Below are 23283 nucleotides of genomic sequence, written 5' to 3'. Positions count from 1 at the left end.
TCTGTAGGGGCAGACCCTCGTGTCTGCCCCCACTCGCATGTCGAAATCATAGCGCGAAGGCGCTTACCAATCGCCGTACCAGACTTTGTAAAAACGGCAAGTAGGTTGAATCCCCCCACTCCCGCACCCTCTCCCCCCTTCTCAAGGGGGGAGAGGGCTGGGGTGAGGGGGGATTCGGGACCTGCCACATTAAGTTTTGCTCAGGCGATTGGTATAAGTCCGCCCGCGCCAGATTCCGCCCTCCAAATCCGCGCGACGCACTACGCCCTAACGCGCACCGCCGAAGGCGAGCTGCTTATCGAGTTGCTGGGCAAAGTGAGCCTTGAGTATCAGGGGCGCAGGTTGGAGGGCGAGCGGTTGCTGTTGGACACTGAGCAGGGGCTTGTGCGTAGCGAGGAGCCGTTCAGCCTCGTTGCCGAGCAGGGCGTGCTAAGGGGACAACGCGGCGAGTACCGCTATGAACAGGGGCGCGGGCGATTCGAGGGGGTGCAGGCGACCGTGCTGGGCATCTACTTGGACGCCGCGCTGCTGGAGGGCGACCTGAGGGATTTCACGGCGCAGGAGGTGGTCGTCTCCACCTGCGACCCGTTCCGCCCGCCGATTCGGGTGCGTGCGGGACGCGTGCGCCTTGTGCGCGGCGCGCGGCTGACGCTGCGCAACACGCGGCTGTTTTTGTACGGGCAACCGCTTCCGAACCTGCCGCAGCTGACGGTGCGCGTCGGCGAAACGGCGGAAGTGGTGAGTCTGCCCGCGCCCGTCTACAGCGCGGAGACGGGCTGGGGCGCGCGCGTGCGACTGGAGTTGCCGATAGGCGCGAACGCGCTGCTGCAGGCATCCGCTGTGAGCTACCTGCGCGCGGTTCCTGAAACGCGCGTGGCGGTCGGTGTCGCGTTGCAAGGCGGCGAGCCTGCGCTGGGCGACCCCGATGTGCGCCTACGCTTCGAGCAGTCCGCGCTGTATAACCTGCGGGCGCGCCCCGAACGCGCGCCGCCTACCGACGCGCTCACCCTCCGCGCGGAGCTGACGCGCGATGTACGCCCGCTGCTCTCGCCTCGCGAACGGCTGCGCGTCTCTCGTACCGAAGTCGGGCTGGTCGCCCCCCTGCAGTCCCGCAGCGGCTTCGGCGAGGTGAGCCTGCGCTATGGCAGCCTCCGCGAGCGTATCGACGGGCAACTTACCTCCACCCGCACGCGGTTCGCGTTAGAGGGCGACTGGTTCCAGCCGGTGCTGGGGCGCGATGGGTTGCAACTGCGCCTGCATCTGTGGGCGAGCTACGCCCATTGCGCGGGGACTGGCGACTACCAGTGGCTGCGCCCGCAGCTGGAGCTTCTTTGGCAGCCCAGCGACGCGCTTATGGTCATGGCGGGCTACGCACGCGCCTCCACACGCGGCAGTAGCCCATTCCTCAGCGAGCAACTGCGCGCCCGACGCGAAGCGAGCTTACGCGCCGAGTACCAGCAGGGTAACTTGCGGCTGGGCATGTTGCTCAAGTACGACCTCGAACGGCGCGACCTCTATGATGTGCAGGCGCTCATCGGCTGGCGCGATCGATGCTTGGAGCCGTACCTATTTTGGCGGCGCACCCCCAGCAGTGTGCTGCTGGGGGTCAACCTCACGACGCTGACGCGATAGGCGTCGCGCTCACTCCAGCGTGGTCTGAATCGCCTGCATCACCCGCGCCAAGTCGGGCAGCACCGCGTACTCTAACTCAGGACAGAACGGGATATGCACATCGTAGCGGGCGACCAACTGTGGCGGTGACAGCAGCAGGTTGAACCGCTCAGGCACGCTGGTCATCTCGGTAATAATCGCCTGCCCGAAGCCGCAGGTGCGGTTGTCTTCGTGAATCACCACCAGCCTGCCCGTCTTCGCCAGCGACCCCTCGACGGTCTCCCAATCGAAGGGAACCAGCGTGCGCGGGTCGATAATCTCCAGCGAGACGCCTTGCTGGGCAAACTGTTCGGCGGCTTGGAACGCCAGTTCCAGCGTGTTGCCCCACGCGACGACGGTGACATCCGTACCCTCGCGGCGGACGGCTGCCTTTCCGAACGGGATGGCGCGGTACGCCTGAACGGGCATGCGCACGCGGAAGATGTGCTTTGGGATTAGCAGCAGCGTCGGGTCATCGTCCTGAATCGCCGCCCAGAACAGCCCCACGATGTCTTCGGGCGTGCTGGGGATGGCGACGCGGATGCCTGGTGTGTGCGCCCACCAGCCGTCGTTGCTCTGGCTGTGCCACATCCCGCCCGCAGGCAGGTACGCCCCATACGGCGAGTAAATCACCAGCGGGCACTTCCATTCGCCCTTGCTGCGCCAGCGCAGGGTGGCGATTTGCGAGACCAGTTGGTGGAAGCCTGGCGTGATGAAGTCGATGAACTGAATCTCGAACACGGGGCGGTAGCCTGTCGCTGCCAGCCCGACCGCTGTGCCCACAATCGTCGCTTCTGCCAGCGGCGAGTTGCGCACGCGCTCAGGATACTTCGTGCTGAGTCCTTTCGTGAAGCCGAACACGCCGCCTTTGGGGTCTTCGATATCCTCGCCGAACATCACGATGTTGTCGAAGGTCTCCAGCGCGGCGTGCAGGACGCGATTGAAGGCGGCGACCATCGTGGTCGGCTCGCGTTCCACCTCCAGCGGCAGGGGCTTATACTGCGCGGGTGGCTCGCCAAAGAGGTGGTCTAACACGCGCGCGGGGTCGGGCAGGGGGATGCGCTCCACCTCTTGGTAAATCGCGTCTACCTCGCGCACAATTTCCGCCTGCATCTGCTCGTACTGCTCCTGCGTGAGCGCGCCCTCGGCGATGAGCTGCTCGGCGAACAGGCGGATGGGGTCGCGCTCGAACATCGCTTCAATCTCTTCGGTGGGGCGGTATACGCGGTGGTCGTCCGCGCTGGTGTGCGAACTCAGGCGGTCGATCTCGCACCACAGGATGGTCGGTCCGCCGCCTGTGCGCGCCTTGCGTATCGCCTCGCCCGACTTTTCGTATACCTCGTTGGCATATCGCCCATTCACGAAGACGACCCACCGCTCGTCGAACACATGCAGGCGCATCGGCAGCATGTTCTGCGTGGGGGTGCTGATGCCGTACTGGTTGTCCTCCACGACGAAGACGATGGGCAGGTTCTCTTGGATGGCGTAGCACACTGCCTCGTAGAATTCGCCTTGTCGAGTGGCGGCGTCGCCGATGCTGCAGACCACCACGCGATCGTCGCCTGCGAGTTTGACGCCCCACGCTGCGCCCACCGCAGGCAGGCACTGCGACCCTGTTGGCGTCGCCACCGAGAACACATTCAGGGCGCGCGACGAATAGTGCGCAGGCATATTGCGCCCGTCGGAACTGGAGCCTGCCCGCGCCATAAAGTCGAGCGCAATCTCGCGCGTGGTCATCCCGCGTGCCAGCATCAGCGCACGGTCGCGATAGGTCGGAAAGATGTAGTCATCGGGGCGCAGGTGATACGCAATCGCCGCCAGCGCCTCGTGTCCCATGCCAGGCACTTGGAACCAGCCCTTGCCTTGGCGCATGAGAATCCCTTCGCGGCGGTCGCCCTCGCGCGAAAGCATCATCGTTCGCAGCAGCTCTAACTTCGGGAAACTTGCTCGCTCCATAGTCGTCGGCGTCATCGCCACAGAACCTCCTCTGTAGAGTACACGCCTGCCCTGCGCAGGCTGAGCGGATTATACCCGCTGAGCGTCAGGTATAACTCTCCCCGATGCAGACCTACACGATTACACTCATTCGCGGCGACGGGATCGGTCCCGAAATCGCCGAGAGCGTGGTGGAGGTGTTCGCCGCCGCCGAAGTGCCCATCCGCTGGGAAGAGGCAGAGGCGGGGCTGGCATGCTTGGAACGCCACGGCACGCCTATCCCCGAAGCGACGCTGGAGTCCATCCGACGCAACCGCGTCGCGCTCAAAGGTCCCACGACCACGCCCATCGGCGGCGGGCATCGAAGCATCAATGTCGCCATCCGCAAGGCGTTCGAACTGTTCGCGAATGTGCGCCCCGCCCGCTCCATCCCTGGCGTGCAGACCCGCTACAACGACATCGACCTGATTCTGGTGCGCGAGAACATCGAGGACACCTACGCGGGGGTGGAGTATTGGCAGACGCCCGATGTCGCCGAGTCGTTGCGCCTGATTTCGCGCCCTGGCTCGGCGGCGGTGATCCGCTACGCCTTCGACTTGGCGCGGCGGCTGGGCAGGCGCAAGGTCACCTGCGTCCACAAGGCGAACATCCAGAAACTCTCCGACGGGCTGTTTCTGGAGTGCTTCCGCGCGATTGCCGCCGAGTACCCCGACATCGAAAGCGATGACATTCTGGTGGACAACGCCTGCATGCAGTTGGTGCTACGCCCCGAGCGGTTCGATGTGCTGGTGCTGCCGAACATGTTTGGCGACATCGTGAGCGATTTGTGTGCGGGTCTGATTGGGGGGCTGGGCGTTGCGCCTGGGGGCAACATCGGCAACGGCTACGCGGTGTTCGAGGCGGTGCACGGCTCCGCGCCCGATATTGCGGGCAAGGGGATTGCCAACCCGACGGCGTTTTTGCTCTCGGCGGTGCAGATGTTGCGCCATCTGGGGCTGCACGCCGACGCCGAGCGTATCGAGAGCGCGCTGCGCTACACGCTCGTGTCGGGCATCAAGACGCGCGATCTGGGGGGCAACGCGAACACGCGCGAGTTCACCAAAGCCATCATCAGCAACCTGCCCCCACGAAGCCAAGTGCAGGCGCAAAACGCGCCTGTGCAGGAGCCGTACCGCACACCCATGCTACCCCCGCGCAGCACCGACGCCGAAGGGTGGCAGACCGTTGGGGTGGACCTGTTTTTCCACGCGCTCGCGCCGCCGACTGACCTGCCCACGCAGATTGGCGCGGCGCGCCTGCAGGCAATTTCCAATCGCGGCATCGCGCTGGACTCGCACGAGGTGGGCGATCGCTACCTGCTGAGCTGGTTCCGCGCGCGCTATGTGTCCGAGACGCCGCTGAACGAGGCGGAGGTCGGGGCGATTCTGGAGACGCTTGCCCCGCGCCTGCACTGGACAACTATCCAGCGGCTCTACCGCACGCAGGAGGGGATGAACCTGTTTAGCCCCATTCAGACCGATTAACGGCGAAACGCCCCGCCACTGCGCTGGGCGGGGCGCGGTCTTTCGCAGCGTCGCTCAAAACGAGCAATTCAAAGCATCACTTCTTCGCGCGTCGGCGTAGCAGCAGTCCTGCCAGTCCCGCGCTCAGCGCGAGCATGCTCGCAGGCTCAGGCACCCAGTCTTGCTCCACCAGCAGCAGTGAGGCAGTCGAGGTACCTGGCGCGGGCGCGCCATCGATATGCACGATGAAGGTCTCGATGACCTGCACATTCGCGGACGGCGCAGCGAGCGGCACAAAGGCGCTGATACCGACAATTCCGTCGCCGCCGCCAGGGTAGCTCGCCCCGCTGAACACGCCACTGCCGTTGTAGAGCACTCGGCTGGTGCCGAGATCCACCACCTTCTTCGTCCAGATGATCTGTCCCAGACCGGAGACGAACCCGCTTACGACGAAGTTGAACCCAGTCAGCGGCGCCTTCGTGCTGGTGATGGTGTACGCAGCGGTGTAGGTGCCGCCCGTGAAAAATGTGCCGTCGCCCACGAGAATCGGGTTCGGGTTACCCAGCGTCGTCAGGAAGTTCACCTGTGGCAGGGTGTTGACGAACTGAGCCGCTGGCGCGTTGAATGGCCCGAATGTGTTGATGATGAACGGCACATCGGTCTGCGTCGTCGACACGCTCGGACCGAACAGTATCCCTTTACTGGTCGAGACACTGACCGTCCAGCCGCTGGCGAACGCTACAGAGACTGCTGCTATTGACAGCGCGATACCGAAAAGTTTAAGCCCTTTCATCCTGTTGTACCTCCAGGTTAGGATTAGATGCCGTGTGTGCCTGCCATGCCATGACAGGCATCGGTTGCTTCGACATCCACACTTAAAGACTCAAAAACCCCCGAAAAGCGGACAGGTGTTGGAGCGATTTCTGCGGTTTTTGGGGCGAATTGGGGGTCAGTATCAAGCGTGGTGTATAATTAGGCTACCCGCGCCCCCGTAGCTCAATGGACAGAGCAGCGGCCTTCTAAGCCGTTGGTTGTGGGTTCGAGTCCCGCCGGGGGCGCCAGTGGGGTGTTATGTCCGCGCGTGCGAAGGCTTTCTGTCGGGGGCGTATGGCAAGCGTGTCTGCGTCCGACGCACAATTGGGTACACTACCCGCTGAGCATGAAGCGCTACTACATCACGACGCCGATTTATTATGTCAACAGCTCGCCGCACATCGGCACCGCGCTGACGACGATTGTCGCCGATGCCTGCGCACGGTTCCAAAAGCGGCGCGGGCGCACGGTCTACTTCCTGACGGGCACGGACGAGAATGCGCCCAAAGTGCATCGAGTCGCCCAAGAGCGCGGCGTCCCCACCCAGCAGTTCGTCGACGAGATGGCAGAGGTGTTCCAGCGCACATGGCAAGCCCTGCATATTGAGTACGATGTGTTCATCCGAACGACCGAAGACCGCCACAAGCGCGTGGTGACGGAAGTCTTCCGTCGCCTGCGCGACAAGGGCGACATCTACTTGGGCAGTTATCAAGGCTGGTACTGCGTCTCGTGCGAGACCTTCTTCGCCAGCAGCAAGGTGGACGAGTCGCGCACTTGCCCCGACTGCGGCAAGCCGCTGGAGTGGCGCGACGAGCCGTGCTACTACTTCCGCCTGTCTGCCTACGAATCGCGCCTGAAGGAGCATATCGCGGCAAATCCGCGCTTTATCGAACCGGAGGTGCGGCGCAACGAGACGCTGGGCTTCATCGCGGAGGGGTTGCAGGATATTGCTGTCACGCGCACAGGCACGGATTGGGGCGTGCCCGTGCCTGACGACCCTGCCAGCGGCGTAGTCTATGTCTGGTTCGACGCGCTGCTGAACTACCTGACGGCGACGGGCTGGCTGGAGCGCGCGGGCTACACCGACACCTGGCCGCCCGATTTGCAACTGATGGGCAAGGACATCCTGCCGCGCTTCCATGCGACCATCTGGCCCGCGATGCTGATGGCATTAGACTTGCCCCTGCCCGAACGCCTGTACGGGCACGGCTGGTGGATTGTGAACAAGCAGAAGATGTCCAAGTCGCTGGGCAATGTGTACGCGCCGCTGGAGGTCGTGCAGTCGTTGGCGGTGGCGTCAGGCTGCGAGACGCCCTACGCGGTGGACGCCTTCCGCTACTACATGCTGCGCGAGATGCCCACCGATTCCGATGCCGAGTTTAGCCTGGAGGGGCTGGAAACGCGCTACAACGGCGACTTGGCGAACGATTTGGGCAACATGTTGCACCGCACGCTATCGATGATGCACCGCTACTTCGGCGGGCGCGTGCCCGACAACGCGCGTGTGGACGCGGGGCTGGCGGACCTATTTGTCCAGCAAGCCGCGCGGGTGACGGAGGCGTATGAGGCGGTGGACTTCCCGCGCGGGCTGCGCGAAGCGTGGCAGATTATCAGCGCGGTGAACCGCTACTACGACGAGCAGGCGCCGTGGACACTGATGAAGCAGGGCAACACGGCGCGTGCGGGGCAGGTGCTGTATGCAGGGCTTATCGCGGCGCGGCTGCTGAGCGCGTTGGTGGAGCCTGCGAAGCCCCAAGTCGCCCGCGAAATCGCGCGACAACTCGGCATCGGAAATGTGCCCACTTGGAGCGAGGCAACTGCGATGGACGCGCTGCCTACAGGACATGCGCTGCAGGAGCCGAAACCTATCTTCCCGCGCCTACAAGCAAAGGCGGCGCCGAAACAGCCGCCCGCGCCTACGCCCGCCCCTGAACCTACGACGCAAGGAGCCACAGCCATGCAAGACACCATCACCATCGACGACTTCAAGCGGCTGCAGATACGGATTGCGACCATCACCGCCGCCGAGCCTGTGCCCAAGTCCACCAAGTTGCTGAAACTGACGCTCGATGTCGGCGGTGAGACGCGCACGATTGTCGCGGGCATCGCCGAGGACTACGCGCCCGACCAGTTGGTGGGGAAGCAGATTCCCGTGCTGGTGAACCTGCAGCCTGCGCTGATACGGGGCATCGTCTCGGAGGGCATGATGCTGGCGGCGGATGTGGACGGCAAGGCGGTGCTGTTGCATCCCGACCGCGAAGTGCCCAGCGGCAGCATCGTGCGCTGAGACGGCAGGAATCCACCGCGCGCCGTCTAACCATTCCGTTGGAGGTAGACGACGATGGGGTTCCCGTATCGTGATACTGAGCAGGCGAAGGCGTTCGTGCTGGAGTTTATCGAGCGGCTGCGCGAGGTGGATGTCATCCGCGAGGGCTGGCAGAAACTGGACATGCTGATTGCCATCCACATCAAGCAGCCCGACATAGATTTCTGGATCGACACGCGCGGCGGCAAGTTGGAATTGGCAACCGAAAAGCCCGACGGCGAAGAGGAAGCCGCGCTGACCCTAACGGCGGACTTGTTCCACAAGCTCTACACGGGTCAAGAGAACGCGATGATGGCGTTCACCCAACGCAAGATTCAGCCCAAAGGGCGCGTCAGCGGCATCATGCAACTCACCAGCACGATGCCGCAGGCGGTGGCGGTCTATCGGCAATACCTGCAAGAGAAAGGGTTAGCGGGATAGGAAGCATATGTGGGGCGACGCATTCGGCTTCTGCGTCCGCCAGTGGTGGCTTCGCTGTTCAAGGGGCGCATGGCTTTGGCGAGTCTCCCGCTGCCTACAGGTATGCTCGCAGGTACAGCTCTGATATTCACTCCTCAAGCGGCAGCGTGTCCGAAAAGAGGTGAATCGTAGGGGGTTCGCCGCTGTCGCCCTCAATCCGCGCTTTGGCAAGCGCGTAGTAGCGTGCATCAACTTCGATGCCGATAAAGTTGCGCCCAAGACGCTTGGCGACGACGCCCGTCGTGCCCGAACCCATAAACGGATCCAGCACTGTGTCGCCCTCGCGTGAGCCGAGCAACAAAACGCGCGTGAGGAGCGTTTCGGGCTTCTCGGCGGGATGCTCCGTGCGGTGCTTCTCAGCGGGGATGACCCACAGATTGCGCATCTGCTTACCCCCGTTGAGACGCTTTGCCATATCGTAGTCGAGGTAATACCGCTTCGACTTGCTGGCGACCCAGATAAGTTCGGTCGCAGGCGCAAGCCGATTGGTGCGGAGCAACGGCGTAGCGTTCGGCTTATACCAGATGATGTCGTTGATAATCCACAGTCCCAGTTCCTTGAGCGCCATCCCGATAGAGGGGTGATTGTGCAGCGTGCCCGAAATCCAGAGCGTGCCTTCGTCTTTGAGGACGCGCACACACTCGGCTATCCACTGGCGATTGAAGGCATGCAGGTCTTCGACCTGGTCCCACACGCCTTTATCGCACTTTTCGGGGCGTCCCGAGCGACATGTCAAGAACCCGCTGCCTGACAAATTGTAGGGCGAGTCCGCGAAAATCATATCGACGCTTGCCGCCGCCATTTGCGGCAGGTACTCAAGCGCGTCCCCGTGAATGAGTTGAATCGTAGGCATTCTCCATCAGATTGTACCTCACCCCCTGAGGGTGTTCGAAAAATAGGGCGCGGGAACCGCGCCCGTACCGATTAGCAGGTAAGGGCGCGGTCGCCGCGCCCTGCGAAAAGGGCTTACCGAACATGCTGCCGAACGATTTTTCGAACACCCTCTCACCCCCTTGACTTCCACCCTACTCTGCTGGGTATACAAATGTATACATGCTCATCCTAAAGGGTGGAGGCGTTGTCATGCAAGCCCACGAGACGGAGTTCTGGATCGCATCGGAGCGCAACGGAGAGTATCCCTTCACGCGCGAGGATTCGTTTGAGCGCAAGCTGCGCCGCCATCGCAAACTGCAGGCGCAACTGCACGACCTCGTAGACCCGCAGCGGCGGGCAATCGCCTACTTGGAGCGCGTGGAGATCGAAAGCGTGCTGGATCGGGCGAACCTGACCCCGCGCCAGCGGTATGTCTGCGAGCAGTACCTGAACGGCTGGACGCTCCAGGAGATTGGTAGGCAGCTGGGCGTCACCAAGCAGGCGGCAGCGAAGACGCTCAAGTTCGCGCTGATTAAGCTCAAGCAGGCGTGGCGCAACAATCCGTTTTATGGGCTGGCAGAGGTCTACCGTAGCGAGACACGGCGGGTGGGCAGTCGTCGCTAAAGCACACGCACGAACGCCCCACCAGGCATCCGCCGTGCCAGCCCCTGCATTTCCAGCATCGTCAGTTCCGCCTGTGCGATATGCACCGCCAGCCCCACCTGCCGTGCCAGCGCGTCCACATGGCGCGGCTCCAAATCCAGCGCACTAAGCAGTTTCTCCTGCACTTCGGTCAGTAGCGGCAGGCTCTCGGCGCGTTCGCGCGGCGCGGCGGTGATTTTCAGCGTGCTTAGGATGTCCTCTGCCGATTCCGCCAGCGCTGCGCCGTCTTTGATGAGCGCGTGGCAGCCCTTGCTTTTGGGGTTATCGATGCTGCCAGGCACGGCGAACACCTCGCGCCCGTACTCGGCGGCGAGCCGCGCGGTAATCAGCGCGCCGCTTTGGGCGGGGGCTTCCACCACCAGCACGCCCAGCCCCCACGCGGCAATCAACCGATTGCGCACGGGGAACCGCCACGGGTCGGGCGCGGCGTCCCACGCATACTGCGACACGACTGCGCCGCCCGATTCGGCGATGCGTCGGAACAGCGCGCGGTTCTCGGCAGGGTACAGGTTGCCCAGCCCGCTGCCCAAGATGGCGACAGTGCGCCCGCCCGCTTCCAGCGCGGTGCGGTGCGCGACCGTGTCGATGCCCAGCGCGCCGCCGCTGACAATCGTCAGCCCTGCATCGCACAAATCGCGCGTGAACCGCTCGGCGACCATGCGCCCATATGCGCTCGGCTGGCGCGTGCCCACCACGCCGACGGCGAACCGATCGCGCTCGTGCAATTCGCCCCACACCAGCAGCGCGGGCGGGATGTCGGGCAGCCCGACCAGCGGGCGCGGGAAGTCGGGGTCGGACTCCAGCACCAATCGCGCCTCGCCCGATTCCAGCAGCGCGGGGATCTCGACAGGCTCGCGGGCGACGCGCTCAATCGCGACGACATCCGCCTCGCGCATGCCCGCAACTTCGCGCAGCGCGTCTGCAGGCGCACGCAAGACGCCCTCCGCATCACCAAACCGCTCCAACAGCGCACGCACCTTGCTCGGCGAGAACTCCAAGCGCAGCAGTCGCAGCCACGCGCACAGTTCCTCTCGGCTCATGGTCGCTCCACAAACTCCCACTCGCGTTTTCTAAAATAGCTCAGCCCCAACAGCGCGATGCTCAGCCCCAGCAGCAGGTTCAGTCCCAGCAACCACAGGGGCAACGGCATGTCGGGGAACTGGCTCGCCTGTCCCAACGCCGTATGCTCTTGCACAATCGTAATCGGGGGCAGAATCGCCTTGCGGTACGCCATCGCCAGCGTCGCCATCGGGTTCAGCACATGATACGCCCAGAACAGCCCCTCGCGATACGCCTCTGGAACCAGCGTCGTGTAGCGCAATTGCTCCGAGAAGTAAATAATGGGCGTCAGGAAAAACAGCAGCTGCAGCCCGACGCTCACCAGGTACTTCACATCCTCGTAGAACACATTCCAGCAGGCGATGATTGCCGCCAGCCCCACCACCCACAACAACTGGCTCAGCATCGCCACAGGCAGCCACAGCAGTCCCCACTGGGGCGGCGTGCCCACGAAGCCGTAAAGGTAGACAAACAGCACGCCCAGCGCCAGCAGGAAATGGATAAAGTTCGCCAGCACCGCCGCCAACGGCAGCAGCACGCGCGGAAAGTAAATCTTGCGAATCACCTGCATATACACCAGAATCGTCTGGCTGGCGTCCAGCAGCGCGAACTGGAAGAAGGTCCACGGCAGATACGCTGCCAGAATGTACGCTGAATAGTTCGCGATGCGCATGCCCATCACATACTTGAACACAATCGTCATCACCAGCACGGTCGCCAGCGGGTTCACCAGCGACCAGAAGAAGCCCAAGGCGGAGTTTTTGTAGCGCACGCGCAACTCGCGAACCACCAGCGTTCGCAGCAGTTCGCGATAAGCCCACAGTTCCTGCACCAGCTCGCGCACGCCTCTCGGATTCGGCAGTCAGGTCAGAAGTCCTGTGAGCAAACCGCTTGACTTCGGTCGCGATTAGGTATAATAGGGAGGTGTTGCCGGGTCGTCTAACGGCAGGACGCCAGACTCTGGATCTGGTAGTGGTGGTTCGAATCCACCCCCGGCAGCCAAAACCGCATCAAGGAGCCTCCTAATGAAACTCTTCGTGGACACGGGCAGGGTTGAGGAAGTGCGCAAAGCGGCGGAGTGGGGCATTTTGGACGGCGTGACGACTAACCCCTCGCTGATAGCGCAAGCAGGGCGTGGCTTCAAGGAGACGGTGCTGGAAATCTGCTCCATCCTTCCTCACGGTTCCATCAGCGCGGAGGTAGTCGGCACAACCGTCGAGGACATCCTGCGCGAGGGGCGCGAAATTGCTTCGTGGTCGCCCAATATCGTGGTCAAAGTACCGATGACGCCTGCAGGGATTGCCGCCACGCGCCAACTGACCCGCGAAGGCATCCGCGTGAACATGACGCTGGTCTTCTCGCCAACGCAGGCGCTTTTGGCAGCGAAGGCGGGCGCAACCTACATCAGCGTGTTCGTCGGGCGCGTGGACGATGTCTCCAGCGAAGGCATGCGCACCATCGAAGACGCCGTGCAACTCGTGGCGAACTACGGTTTCGACAGCGAGGTGCTGGTTGCCAGCATTCGCCACCCGATGCATGTGGTGGAGGCGGCGCGACTGGGCGCGCATATCGCCACGATGCCCTTCAAGGTCTTTGAGCAACTGTTCCAGCACCCGCTGACCGACATCGGCTTGAAACGCTTCCTGGACGACTGGAACAAGGCGGGGCTGCGGATTTTTGAATAACTGTTTGGAGTGCTGAAGCGTTCGCTTCAGCGTGTTGCGGAAGCTGCGCTTCCGCACTCCAAAGTTAGCTTCTGTTCCGCTTCGCCTTCAGCAGGCGTCCCAGTGTATCTTCGGGCGCGCCGTCCGTGCTGGTCGGTTTCGGCGCCGTGGCGACGGGCGGCGGTTTTTCGGACGGCGTGTCGGGCTGGGACGGCGGCGTGCGCACGGTCGCAGTCGCAGCGACGCGCTCGCGCGGAGCGGTAGGAACCTGCGTGCGCTGGGCAGCCCGCTGTTTAGCCGCCTGCAACCGTGCAGCGACAGGCGCAGTCGCCCCGCGCCGCTCCCGACGCCAGCGCAACCGCCCCACGAGCGCGGCAACCGCTTCGGGAAGCGTAATCACCACGCGCCGTACCGTGATGTCCACCATCAGCAGCATGAGCGCGAGCAGCAACGCGAGCGTCCACAAGTCGCGCGTGAACCGCTGGGGCGCAGGCGGCGGGTCGTAGGCGCGGGCAGGTTCAGGCACGACGCGCCCACCCGTCAGCGACGCAATCCGCTCCAGCAGCGGGCGGTTCTGACGATAAAAACGGTACTCCAGCGGGTAGGGCACTGCCAGCGCGGTGGTCAGCGTCGCGGTGCGCCCCGTGCCGAAATCGCCCTGCGTGCTTAGCACATACAGCCCCTGCCCCCGCAGTGGGAACTGCGCCGTGTAGCGTCCTGCGCCCTCCATGCTCAGCGTGAGTTCCGTCGTCTCGCCCGACGGTGCGCCCACGGTCAGTTTCGGCGTCAGCCCGTTAATCGGCTCGCCCTGCGGGGTGAACGCCTGCAGTTCCACAATCGCTTGCCCGTTGCGCACGGTCGCCGTCAGCCCCAGATTCGGCTGCGCGCTGGGGCGCATTGCGCTGCGAATCACCTGCGTCCAGAAGACCGAGTAGCCGTCCCAGCCCAGCCAGCGTTGCGCCCAGCGCGGCTGCGCGTCCGAAGTGAACGCAATCGCCGTGCCCAGCCCGTACCGCCACACCGAGAGCAGCGGGTCGTCCTTGTGCGTGCGCATCAGCGTCTGCGCCAGCGGTCGCTCCGAGACCAAGTTGTACGCCAGCAGGGCGGGCGTGCGATTCCAGTCCACCTCGCGCAGTCGCTCGTCCGCCGTGTTCACTTTGGGGATGAACGCGCCCTGCTCAATCGCGCTGCGCGTCATCGCGCTCACATCGGCAGTGAACAGGCGCGGTAGGGACGCCGCATCGCGCGTCTGATAGAACTGCCCGCCGCCGACCCGCGCCAGTTGCTTCAAGAATTTGGTTGCGTCGCCGTCGCCGAACGCCACCACGCTCAGCGTCACGCCCATCGCTCGCAACTTCTGAGCGATTTCGATACTGCCCTCCTGCTCGTCGCAGTCGTTGGCGTCCGCCAGCATGATGATGTGCCGCGCGCGGTCGGGCGGCTCGGTCAGCATCCCGCGCATCGCCATCTCCAGACTGCCCCGCACGAAGATCCCGCCCCCTGTGCCGTACACCTTCTGCAGCACGGCGATAATCGGCTCGCGCTCACTCGCGGGGAAAATCGCGCTCGGCGGCTGACCCGCACGCCGCCCGTGACAGCCCTGAAACTGGCGACCGTCGCAACTGAACGGGTCGAATCCCGTGCGCGCCATATCGGGCAGCAGCCAGTCCGACCCATGGCTGCTGATAATCACCCCGAAGCGGTCGATGGGGCGCAGCATCTGCAGCGTCTTGATGGATGCTTCCGCCGCCAAGTGCGCCACCTTGTGCTGCCCGATGTAGTTGTTCATACTGCCCGAAGCGTCCACAATCAGGATAACGGTCGCCGCGTGCTGAATCTGCCGATGCTTGATCTCCAAGTCCACGGGCAGCAGTTCGGCAATCGGGGTGCCGTAGTAGCCGCCGGGCTGGTACGAGTTCTCGCCGCCAATCATTATGAAGCCGACGCCGCCCTCGCGCACGGCGGATTGCACCGCTTCCATCTGCTGCGGGCTAAGCGCGGTCGCGGGGAAGTCGTTGAACACAATCGCGTCGTAGTCGAGCAGTTTTTCGGGGCGGTCGGGGAAGCCGCCCTCGCGCACGCGCGTGACGGCAATCGCGTTCGCCTGCAGCGCGCGGGCAATCGCGTCGCTCGCGCCTGCCCTGCCCTCCGCAATCAGCACATGCGGCTTGCCCTGCACGCGGGTCAGCGCCAGCCCAAGGTTGTTGCGTAGGTCGCTGTCGGGTTGCACCTCCAGCACGGCGCGAATGCGCTGCACGCCTGGCTTGTCCGCCCGCAGGGTGGTCGTAATCAGGTTCGCGCCGGGCGAGAGTTTGACGGGGATGCGCTTGATGGGCGCGCCCTCGCGGTCAAGGGCGATTGTGCCCTCCGCGTGCTTTTGGGACTGCACCACGATGCGCACGGTGTACGGCTCGCCGACTTTGGCGACGCTGGGCGCCTCCACCACTTCTATCAGCGCGTCGTTGCCCGCCTTGCCCGTCGGCAACGGCACGACATCAATCGGGATACCCTCCACCGCGGCGACCTGCGCGGCAGCGTAGGCGTCGCCTGCCGTCTCGTTGCCGTCGGTCAGCAGCACGATGCGCCGCGCGTAGCCGTCGGGGAACAGCGCGCTCGCCAAGCGCAACGCGGCGGCAATATCCGTGCCGTCGGGGTTCGGCTTGGCGTACATGCTGTCCATCGTCTTGCGCGGTGCGGGCAGCCACTCCACCATCGGCTCCGCGCCAAACACCACCAGCCCCGTCCGTGCGTCGTCAGGGGCTTGGCGAATCGCCTCTTGCAGGTACTGTTGCGCGGCGGCGCGCCCCTCGTCCGAAACGCTCGCCGACTGATCCAGCACAAACACTGTGCAGACGCTGCGCAGCGACCCGACCCCCTGCCAGCCCGCCAGCGCCAGCACAATCAGCAGCACCAGCGTGAAGCGCAACGCCAGAATCACCCGCCGACGCGCCCGACTGACCCCCAGCAGACGCCGACCCGTCCACCAGACCCAGCCCCACGCCACAGGCAGCAACAGCAGATACCACGGCTCGGTGAAACGCATGGCACGGTAGTTATACCCGAAGAGTGCTTACCCTGCTGTGGGATATAATACTGCTGTGAAGCGACCTAAAGACCCGCTAACGGCGCGAGTGAACCCAGCTGCCGAGCGCGACCGTATCTGCACCGTGTTGCGCCAGCACTTGCCAGACCTGCAGCGACGGTACCCCATCCGTGCGCTATGGCTGTTCGGCTCGCACGCGCGCGGCGAGCAGCGACGCTGCAGCGACATCGATGTGCTGGTCGAGTTCAGCGAAACGCCGACCCTCCTCGATCTCGCGCGGCTCCAGCACGAGTTAACCCAGCTGCTGGGCAAGCGCGTCGACCTCGCGCTCAAGGATGCCCTCAAGCCCCATATCGGGAAGCGGATTCTGGAGGAAGCAATCCCTGTATGAAGCGACAAAGACGCGCGATTCGCGACCACTTGGAGGACATTCTCCGCAACGCCGAGAAGGCACAGCGTTTCGTGACTGAGGTACCCTCACTCGAGGTTTTCGCTGACGACGAGATGCGAGTCATGGCAACGATCCGCGCCTTAGAAGTTATTGGGGAAGCGGTCAAGCACATCCCGAACTCGCTTAGACGCAAGTATCCAGAAATCCCCTGGTAGGAAATTGCGGGAATGCGCGACATCCTTATTCACGGCTACTATGATGTCAGCGTAGAGATTGTCTGGAAGACCGTGCGGGAAGACCTCGCGCCACTCCGCCAAGCAATACTTACGATCCTCACCTCTCTCGACACGGACGAGAGCGGTTAGCAAGGTGTGCCATGTGTGCAGTTCGCCCGCTTCGGCGACACTGGATACCTCCAAGCACTAATCAGCGCAGGGTTCGGGGAAGCACGCGCCCGCCGTAATGTTGACCCCCCAGAAGCGGATGCGTCGGTTGCCGAGGTAGTAGTGTCCGTCCGCGCCGACGCGCACCCAGCCTTTCGCGCCTGCGGGCTTGTGATCCAGCAAAACGCTAAAGTCGGGCGCGCCCTGTAGTGGTTCGTTGTAGCGCGCCACCCACGGGAAACTGCCCTGTGTTGGCATAGCAGGGCATGGGTTCGCGGGCGTGCAGCGGGTTCCTGCTTTTCATACCAATCGTGCGGACAGAGTTCATATTTGCCCCCCTCCTTTAGGTTCCCCCCGCTTCGCGAGGGGAACCAAGCCCATCGGTTCCCCCTGCGTGCAGGGGGAACCTCAAGGAGGGGGTCGTCAACTGCTGTTTTTTGTAAACTTTGGTGCGGCGATAGGTATTATTCAGCGCGTTGGTGAAGGCGTTCTTGCGGGCGATCAGTTGCGCTTCCCAGTTGGCGGGCAGTCCCAGCGCGGTCTTGACGGGTCCGAGGTTCGCCAGAAACTGCGCCACTTGCGCTTCAAACTCACGGTCGCGTCGCTTGACAAAATCGGTTCGCATGGTCAGTCCTCCGTCGGCTAAGTTCGACGCACAGGGGGCGACTCCTGTTGATGGCGGCTTCCCATCGCCCGCGGTCTGCAGACCATGGCTTGCGGTCTGTAGACCGGCGTCCGCGGTCTGTAGACCATGGCTTGTGGTCTGTAGACCATGCGCCGCGGTCTGCAGACCGCTTGCAGGTGATGCCCTCACCCCCAGCCCCTCCGCCACGGTGCGGCGGGTCGTAGGGGTGACGGGCCCGTCGCCCCTACAACCTTGCGTCGCCCTACTTCATCCCCGCAGCGGTCGCCAGTGGTGCTGTTCGCTGTCCAAGATGCGCACGGCTTCGGGGGGACCCTCGCTGCCTGCGGGGTAGGTGGGCAGGGGGCTGTCGTCGCTTTGCCACGCCTTGAGGATGGGGTCTAACACGCGCCACGCCCACTCCACCTCATCAAAGCGCAAAAAGTGCTGGCGGTTGCCCTCCAGCGCGTCCAGCAGCAGGGTGGTGTAGGCGTCGAAGCCCTCCTGTCCCGCCTCGCGGTAGGGCGCACGCAGCACCAGCGTGCGCGGGGTCAACTCCAGCCCGACCTTTTTCGCTTGCGCCACAAGGTAGATGGCTTCCGCGGGCTTCATCTCGAACAGAAACCAGTTCGGCTCCAGCCGATCCAGCGGCGTCTCGCGGAACAGGTGCAGCGGGGGCGTTTTGAACTGCACAGCGATTTCGCTGCGGTCGGCGGCGAGGCGTTTGCCCGTGCGCAAGTAAAACGGCACGCCCCGCCAGCGCCAGTTGTCCACATAGAGCTTGATGGCGGCGTAGGTCTCCGTGCGCGAGTCGTGCGGGATGCCCTCCTCTTCAAGGTAGCCGGGCACGCGCCGTCCGTCCACCTCGCCAGCGGTGTATTGGGCGCGCACGGCGAAGGCGTTCACCGCGCTGCGCGGGATGGGGCGCACGCTTTTGAGTACCTTGACCTTCTCGGTGCGTAGGTCGTCGTACACGAGGCTACTGGGCGGCTCCATCGCCGTCAGCGTGAACAGTTGCATCAGGTGGTTTTGAATCATGTCGCGCAGGGCGCCCGCTTGGTCGTAATAGCTCGCGCGCCCTTCCAGCCCTGCCGTCTCCGCCGCCGTGATTTGCACATGCTCGACATAGTTGCGGTTCCACAGCGGCTCCAGCAGCAGGTTCGCGAAGCGGAACACGAGGATGTTCTGCACGGTCTCCTTGCCGAGGTAGTGGTCGATGCGGAAGATTTGCTCTTCGCGCCAGTGTTCGCGCACTTGGCGGTCGAGCGTTTGTGCGCTTTCGAGGTCGTAGCCGAAGGGCTTTTCGATGACGAGTCGTCGGAAGCCGTGCGTTTCGTCGTGCAGTCCCGCGTGGGCGAGGAGTTGGCTGGCAGTGGCGAACGCGCCTGGGGGCAGCGCGAGGTAGAACAGCGCGTTGCCGCGGATATGGTCGTGCAGTTGGCACACGCCCTGTTCGTCCAGTCCGCCCTGCACATAGGCGACGAAGCGGGTGCAGAACTCGCGCCAGCCGTCGAGCGGTTTGCCTGCGGCGCGCAGGTCGTCTTCGACTTCGGCGAGGTAGGTCTGCAGGGTGTAGGGGCGTCGGGCGTAGAGGAGGATGCGCACGGTGTCGGGCAGGGCGCGTGCGCGGCACAGTTGCAGCAGCGCGGGCAGCAGCAGGCGTCGGGTCAGGTCGCCCGTCGCCCCGAAGATAACAATCGTCGTCTCGCGCGCGTTCATGGCGGGGTTAAGGATACCTGCACGGGGCGGGGTATAATCGGCGACAAGATGGGGCTGTACGAGGCACACCTGACCACAACCGATAGGGTACGCGAGCAGATGCGCCTGCATTTGGGGCTGGCGGAGAGCGACGGCGAGGATTGGGACTACGCCGCCGCCGACACCAAAACGCACACCCACGGCTACCACATCTACCCCGCGATGATGATTCCGCAGGTGGCGCGGCGACTGATCCGCACCTACGGCGGGGGCGCACGGCTGCTGTTAGACCCCTTCTGCGGGTCGGGCACATCGCTGGTGGAGGCGCGTCTGGCGGGCGTCAACGCCGTCGGAATTGACCTGAACCCGTTCGCCGTGCTGCTGGCGCGGGTCAAGACGACCGACTACGACCTGCTTGCAGTGCATCGCCACGCGCGGGAACTCCGCCAGTGCGTAGACGACCTGCTGAAGCGAGGGGTGGAGATTCCCCCGCCGCGCTTTTACAACATCGACTACTGGTTCAAGCCTGAAGCGCAGCGCGACTTGGCGCTGCTGCGGTATGCGATTGAGAGCGCAGTGCCTGCCGAGACGCGCGACTTTTTCTGGGTGGCGTTTGCGGCGACAGTGCGCGAATGTTCCAACACGCGGCGCGGCGAATACAAACTGTACCGCATCCCCGAAGCCGAGTTGCCTGCCTACCGCCCGCGGGTGTTCGAGACCTTCTGGGAGCGGCTGGGACGCAACCTGCGCGGGCTGGAGGAGTTCCTGCGCGACCGCGATCCGCACACACGGGCGGATGTGTACGAGCGCGACCTGCGGGAAGGCGTCCCGCTGCCAACGGGCGCAGTGGACATCGTGGTGACCTCGCCCCCATATGGCGACTCGCAGACGACGGTGGCGTATGGGCAGTTCTCGCGGTTGGTGTTGCAGTGGCTGGGCTACGACGATGAGACGGCAAAATCCATCGACAAACGCGCGTTGGGCGGCAGGCTTGCCCCGACCGAGCCGCGCTACGAGTCGCCAAGTCTGGCGCGTGCGCTGGCGGCAATCGGCGACGCCTGCCCCAAACGCGCCGCGCAGGTCAAGCAGTTCTACGACGACTTCGCGCAGTGCTTCCCCGAACTCAGTCGCGTGGTCAGGGCAGGCGGATACGGCTGCTTCGTGGTGGGCAACCGCACTGTGAAGGGTGTGCGCCTGCCGACCGACCGTATCCTTATCGAGATTGCCGCCTGCTTCGGCTGGACGCACATCACGACGCACCACCGCAACATCCCGAACAAGCGGATGCCCCTGCGCAATAGCCCCTCCAACAAGCCAGGCGAACTCTCGCCGACGATGACCGAAGAGCATATCGTGGTGCTGCAGCGACAGCCATGAGCGACGACACCCTGCGCGACGAGATTCTGGGTGACGACGGTTTTGCCAACTGGCTACGAGGGGAGCGACTTTCGGGCAAGGCGTTGGCGGAGCAGGCGCAAGCGCGTATCCAAGCCGAACTGGGCGCGGTCAGTTGCGCGAATGTGAATGACTACCTGTGCAGGCTGCTCGACGCCGAGTACGAAATTTACTTGGAGACGGAGCGCGAACTTATCGAAGGGGCAGTGGAGGCGTTCTTGGCTGCCGATGACACAACCCAAAGCAAGTACCCTGCGCTGCGGAGCCTGCTTGAGGGCTTGCAGGGGCGTCTGGCGACGAACCGTGAACCGCGCGAGGCACTGATAGCAGTCTCCAAGTCGCTGGCGCCGTTCTACAAACTACTCACAGAGTCGTTTGCGCAAAGTCGCAAGACCCGCGCGGGCGGCAGTGCGCAGTACCATGTGGCGTTCATCCTGAACCAGTTGGGCTATCAGGGCTTGTACGAGCGTCAGCGCACCCTCAACGGCACGGTCGACTTCCTATTCCCCAGCCTTGCGATGTGGGAGAAGGATAGGCGACGCTGTACCGTGCTATCGGTCAAGCGCACCCTGCGGGAGCGGTACAAGCAGGTGTTCGAGGAACTCTCCGCCACGCGCGGGCTGACGATGTACCTCATGAGTACGCAGACCGAGGCGGAGGCGCAGAAAGACATCACCGCCGAGAAGGTGCAGGTCATCAGCCAGCAGAATGTGTACCTCGTGGTGCGCGACGCAATCAAGCATGCGCGATTCGCAAGCGAGGCAAGCGTGCTGGGCTTCACCGAGTTTTTTTGCAACGAGTTGCCGCGCTTGAAGGCGGGGTGGACAAGCGACGCAGGGAGTGTATCTACAGGGTAGAGTATAGTAGGGTACAATCTTGCGGGGAAGGAAATGAGAAGAGATCCGTCGCAGAAGCAGGAGTCACTGGTTGAGGTCGCTGCGCTGGAATACTTCACGAACCGCGAGGGCGCAATCGAGGCGTTTGAACGCTACCTAAACGCCCCCGCAGGCACAGACCTGCGCGTGCTGACCTTCTACGGCGTGGGTGGGATTGGCAAGACCACCCTTATCAACAAACTGTGCGACAACCTACGACAAGCCAAAATTCCCCACGCCCGATTCGACCTGCAGACCGTTCGCGACCCAACCCAGGCGTACCGCGAGGCGCTGCTCCAGATGCGCTACGATTTGGAGAGCCAGTTCCGCATCTCGTTCCCGCGCTTCGACCTGTGCCTTGAGGTGATTTTAGCACGCGAGGGTGGCGAACCACCGCCACTGGTGCGGATAAATCCCATCCTGCAAGACGCTTTTAGGTTTATCACATCTATCTTTCAGGCGCCGCGTGAGGGATTAGGCGGGCTGATTGACGCGAGCATACGCCGCTTTCCCAAACTGGAAGCCCATGTGCGCAAGGTGTTCAACACCGAGGATGTCATCCATCTGCGCGACGACCAGCAACTCTATGAGGAACTCATCCGTCGGTTCGCCGAAGACCTCAAGGAGAACCTGCCTCCCCGTGCGGGCAAAGCCTGTCGGGGCGTGCTGTTTCTGGACACCTATGAGGCGCTCTGGTCAGGGCGCGAGATACATACGGCGCAGGGACGCTTGCTGGATGAGTGGGTGCGCCACCTGGCGGAATATTGCCTCGGCAGCGGGGTGCTGCTGGTCATCAGCGGGCGCGACCGCCTAATGTGGGACGAAGACAACCCCGACTGGCGCGGCTGGCTGGATCAGCATCTGCTGGGCGGGCTGTCGGCGCGGGACGCGCAGGCGTTCCTGTCCAAGTGCGGCGTCGGTCCCCCGCCTGACGAGCCGACCACACCCCTTCAGCAAGCCATCATCGAGTGCTGCGATACCGAGCCAGGACCCGTGGTCAGCTGCCACCCGCTCTACCTCGCGCTCTGCGCCGAGATTGTGCTGAACACGCGCCAGAACGAAGGAGTAGACCCCAAGCCCGATGTGTTTCGGGGCATCCCCAGCCAGCAGGTCGCTTCCGAGCTGGCGACCCGATTCCTGAGGTCGCTCCACAACGGCGCGATGGAGTTGTGGGTGACGGAGCTGAGCCTCACGCCGCGCTTCGACCAAGCGGCTGCCCTTGCGCTCGACAACGAACGCCTGCATCACAACGGTCGCGCGGGCTGGGAGCTACTCACCCGCTTCTCGTTCGTGGAAGCGTTGCCCGACGGCTTCTACCGCCTGCACAAAACGATGGCGGAGGCGCTGCAGGAACAAATCCCGCCTGACCAGGCAGAGACGCTCCACCAGTGGTTTTTGCGCCACTGGTCTAAGCGCGAGCAACCAGCGCTGGCGTGGTTCCACCGCTGGCGATTGAACCCGAAAGAGGCGTTGGAGGAGTGGCGAGAGGCGCACGAGTCCGCGCTGAGGGAACGGCGCATCAGCGAGGCGCGGGCAATGCTGGAGCACTGGCAGGAGGTTGCCCTAGACGAGGGGGAGCGCAGACGGGTTGGCGACGAACTCTGGGCAAAGGCGCACTTTGGGCTTGGCGTCGCCTTAGTGAAAACTCCCGTTGTGTCGCGCGCCTCCGTCCTTCTCACCGCCATAGAGCATTTCCAGTCCGCCCTGCGGGTCAGAACCGAAACGGAATTCCCCTATAACTGGGCTATGACGCAGCACAATCTGGGGAATGCTTATCTCTTTCTGCCGACGGGGGATCGGAGCGAGAACCTGCGCAGGGCGATAGCATGCTACGAGAACGCCCTGCGGGTCTACACTGAAACGGAATTCCCCTATGCCTGGGCAAGCACGCAGCACAATCTGGGGGCTGCTTATTCCAAGCTGCCGACGGGG

At 63.7% G+C, this 23283-nt stretch carries 19 protein-coding genes, 2 tRNA genes and 1 pseudogene; 13 read left to right on the top strand and 9 right to left on the bottom strand.

What is annotated here, in order from left to right; all coding sequences use genetic code 11:
* The first annotated feature begins 162 nt into the window (after window positions 1-162).
* A complete protein-coding gene (locus NW848_RS02400; RefSeq protein ID WP_414510380.1) occupies window positions 163-1632 on the top strand; it encodes a hypothetical protein in 1470 nt (489 codons plus the stop codon).
* Between the two features lie 9 nt (window positions 1633-1641).
* On the opposite strand, the gene NW848_RS02395 is transcribed toward NW848_RS02400, so the two are convergent.
* Window positions 1642-3621 carry a thiamine pyrophosphate-dependent enzyme gene (locus NW848_RS02395; protein WP_414510379.1) on the bottom strand — a complete coding sequence of 660 codons (1980 nt, stop codon included), beginning with the start codon at window positions 3619-3621 and terminating at the stop codon, window positions 1642-1644.
* Window positions 3622-3710: 89 nt separating this feature from the next.
* Here NW848_RS02395 and NW848_RS02390 point away from each other — a divergent pair, with 89 nt between their 5' ends.
* A complete protein-coding gene (locus NW848_RS02390; RefSeq protein WP_414510378.1) occupies window positions 3711-5108 on the top strand; it encodes an isocitrate/isopropylmalate dehydrogenase family protein in 1398 nt (465 codons plus the stop codon).
* Between the two features lie 76 nt (window positions 5109-5184).
* Here NW848_RS02390 and NW848_RS02385 read toward each other — a convergent pair whose 3' ends face one another.
* On the bottom strand, window positions 5185-5880 hold the full coding sequence (locus tag NW848_RS02385) for a PEP-CTERM sorting domain-containing protein (protein ID WP_414510377.1): 696 nt from the start codon (window positions 5878-5880) through the stop codon (window positions 5185-5187).
* A gap of 192 nt (window positions 5881-6072) precedes the next feature.
* Between NW848_RS02385 and NW848_RS02380 the strand changes: the two genes are divergently transcribed.
* The 3 genes from NW848_RS02380 to NW848_RS02370 all read left to right on the top strand — a co-directional run bounded on the left by NW848_RS02380 (window position 6073) and on the right by NW848_RS02370 (window position 8646).
* Window positions 6073-6148: transfer RNA gene (locus NW848_RS02380), tRNA-Arg, on the top strand.
* Window positions 6149-6168: 20 nt separating this feature from the next.
* A complete protein-coding gene (metG, locus tag NW848_RS02375) occupies window positions 6169-8187 on the top strand; it encodes a methionine--tRNA ligase (RefSeq protein ID WP_414510376.1) in 2019 nt (672 codons plus the stop codon).
* 54 nt (window positions 8188-8241) lie between these two features.
* A complete protein-coding gene (locus NW848_RS02370; protein ID WP_414510375.1) occupies window positions 8242-8646 on the top strand; it encodes an SCP2 sterol-binding domain-containing protein in 405 nt (134 codons plus the stop codon).
* Window positions 8647-8773: 127 nt separating this feature from the next.
* On the opposite strand, the gene NW848_RS02365 is transcribed toward NW848_RS02370, so the two are convergent.
* Window positions 8774-9538 (bottom strand): DNA-methyltransferase, encoded by a 765-nt coding sequence (locus NW848_RS02365; RefSeq protein WP_414510374.1) that lies wholly within the window; start codon window positions 9536-9538, stop codon window positions 8774-8776.
* A gap of 230 nt (window positions 9539-9768) precedes the next feature.
* Here NW848_RS02365 and NW848_RS02360 point away from each other — a divergent pair, with 230 nt between their 5' ends.
* Window positions 9769-10182 carry a hypothetical protein gene (locus NW848_RS02360; RefSeq protein WP_414510373.1) on the top strand — a complete coding sequence of 138 codons (414 nt, stop codon included), beginning with the start codon at window positions 9769-9771 and terminating at the stop codon, window positions 10180-10182.
* Here NW848_RS02360 and dprA read toward each other — a convergent pair.
* The gene (gene dprA / locus NW848_RS02355; RefSeq protein ID WP_414510372.1) at window positions 10179-11261 is read right to left on the bottom strand and encodes a DNA-processing protein DprA; all 1083 of its coding nucleotides are present in this window, start codon (window positions 11259-11261) and stop codon (window positions 10179-10181) included. The genes NW848_RS02360 and dprA overlap by 4 nt on opposite strands.
* A complete protein-coding gene (locus NW848_RS02350) occupies window positions 11258-12124 on the bottom strand; it encodes an ABC transporter permease (protein ID WP_414510371.1) in 867 nt (288 codons plus the stop codon). Before NW848_RS02350 ends, dprA begins: the two co-directional genes overlap by 4 nt.
* 84 nt (window positions 12125-12208) lie before the next feature.
* On the opposite strand from NW848_RS02350, the gene NW848_RS02345 reads away from it, so the two are divergent.
* Both NW848_RS02345 and fsa read left to right on the top strand, forming a co-directional pair.
* Window positions 12209-12282: transfer RNA gene (locus NW848_RS02345), tRNA-Gln, on the top strand.
* 23 nt (window positions 12283-12305) lie between these two features.
* Window positions 12306-12965 (top strand): fructose-6-phosphate aldolase, encoded by a 660-nt coding sequence (gene fsa / locus NW848_RS02340; RefSeq protein WP_414510370.1) that lies wholly within the window; start codon window positions 12306-12308, stop codon window positions 12963-12965.
* Window positions 12966-13029: 64 nt separating this feature from the next.
* On the opposite strand, the gene NW848_RS02335 is transcribed toward fsa, so the two are convergent.
* On the bottom strand, window positions 13030-15987 hold the full coding sequence (locus NW848_RS02335) for a VWA domain-containing protein (RefSeq protein ID WP_414510369.1): 2958 nt from the start codon (window positions 15985-15987) through the stop codon (window positions 13030-13032).
* Window positions 15988-16042: 55 nt separating this feature from the next.
* On the opposite strand from NW848_RS02335, the gene NW848_RS02330 reads away from it, so the two are divergent.
* On the top strand, window positions 16043-16378 hold the full coding sequence (locus NW848_RS02330; protein ID WP_414510368.1) for a nucleotidyltransferase family protein: 336 nt from the start codon (window positions 16043-16045) through the stop codon (window positions 16376-16378).
* Window positions 16375-16743, top strand: a pseudogene (locus NW848_RS02325) (DUF86 domain-containing protein). The gene NW848_RS02330 and the pseudogene NW848_RS02325 overlap by 4 nt, the downstream one beginning before the upstream one ends.
* 57 nt (window positions 16744-16800) lie before the next feature.
* Here the strand turns inward: NW848_RS02325 and NW848_RS02320 are convergent.
* From NW848_RS02320 to zwf, 3 genes are all read right to left on the bottom strand, one after another.
* Window positions 16801-17019 carry a hypothetical protein gene (locus NW848_RS02320; RefSeq protein ID WP_414510367.1) on the bottom strand — a complete coding sequence of 73 codons (219 nt, stop codon included), beginning with the start codon at window positions 17017-17019 and terminating at the stop codon, window positions 16801-16803.
* Window positions 17020-17104: 85 nt separating this feature from the next.
* The gene (locus tag NW848_RS02315; RefSeq protein ID WP_414510366.1) at window positions 17105-17386 is read right to left on the bottom strand and encodes a hypothetical protein; all 282 of its coding nucleotides are present in this window, start codon (window positions 17384-17386) and stop codon (window positions 17105-17107) included.
* Between the two features lie 267 nt (window positions 17387-17653).
* On the bottom strand, window positions 17654-19102 hold the full coding sequence (gene zwf, locus NW848_RS02310; RefSeq protein ID WP_414510365.1) for a glucose-6-phosphate dehydrogenase: 1449 nt from the start codon (window positions 19100-19102) through the stop codon (window positions 17654-17656).
* Here zwf and NW848_RS02305 point away from each other — a divergent pair.
* The 3 genes from NW848_RS02305 to NW848_RS02295 all read left to right on the top strand — a co-directional run.
* Window positions 19019-20458, top strand: a complete 1440-nt coding sequence (locus NW848_RS02305) for a TRM11 family SAM-dependent methyltransferase (RefSeq protein ID WP_414510364.1) — start codon at window positions 19019-19021, stop codon at window positions 20456-20458. The two genes, zwf and NW848_RS02305, sit on opposite strands and share 84 nt — an antisense overlap.
* Window positions 20455-21333, top strand: a complete 879-nt coding sequence (locus tag NW848_RS02300) for a type II restriction endonuclease (protein WP_414510363.1) — start codon at window positions 20455-20457, stop codon at window positions 21331-21333. Before NW848_RS02305 ends, NW848_RS02300 begins: the two co-directional genes overlap by 4 nt.
* A 33-nt stretch (window positions 21334-21366) precedes the next feature.
* Window positions 21367-23283 (top strand): hypothetical protein (locus NW848_RS02295; protein ID WP_414510362.1); only part of this gene is annotated, 1917 nt, incomplete at its 3' end.

It is taken from the genome of Synechococcus sp. RC10A2, from assembly GCF_047502605.1.
This window is presented reverse-complemented; position numbering and strand designations above follow the sequence as displayed.